General features: G+C 72.3%; 1 protein-coding gene. It reads right to left on the bottom strand.

What is annotated here, in order from left to right; all coding sequences use genetic code 11:
• On the bottom strand, positions 1–382 hold a 382-nt coding region (locus tag IU459_RS37695), incomplete at both ends, for a hypothetical protein (RefSeq protein WP_195134329.1).

Below are 382 nucleotides of genomic sequence, written 5' to 3'. Positions count from 1 at the left end.
CAGCGCGCCAGGCGGTGCACCCGCCCGGCGAACTCGGCATAGGACAGACTCGTCCCCTCGAACGTCACCGCGGGACTGTCCGGCGTGCGCGCGACCTGCGCCTCGAACAGCGACACCAGCGTCGCCGCGGCATCACCCACCGGCGAGGTGAGCGCGGCGTCGACCGGGAACTCGGTGTCGTTCCACCGCTCGATCACCAGCGACCGCTCGGCGTCGTCCAGCAGGTCGATGTCGCCGACCGTGACCGACGGCTCGGCGGCGACGCCGTGCAGCACGCGCACGAAACGCTCGGCGAACGTGCCCGCGAACGCGCCGTCGAAAAGGTCGGTGGCGTAGACCAGCTCGGCGTCCATCGCCGTCTCGGCGCCGGGCACCTCGCTGA

It is taken from the genome of Nocardia amamiensis (genome assembly GCF_015477605.1).
GTDB classification, from domain to species: domain Bacteria; phylum Actinomycetota; class Actinomycetes; order Mycobacteriales; family Mycobacteriaceae; genus Nocardia; species Nocardia amamiensis_A.
The sequence above is the reverse complement of the archived record's forward strand: the minus strand, read 5'-3'. Positions and strand labels throughout refer to the sequence as shown.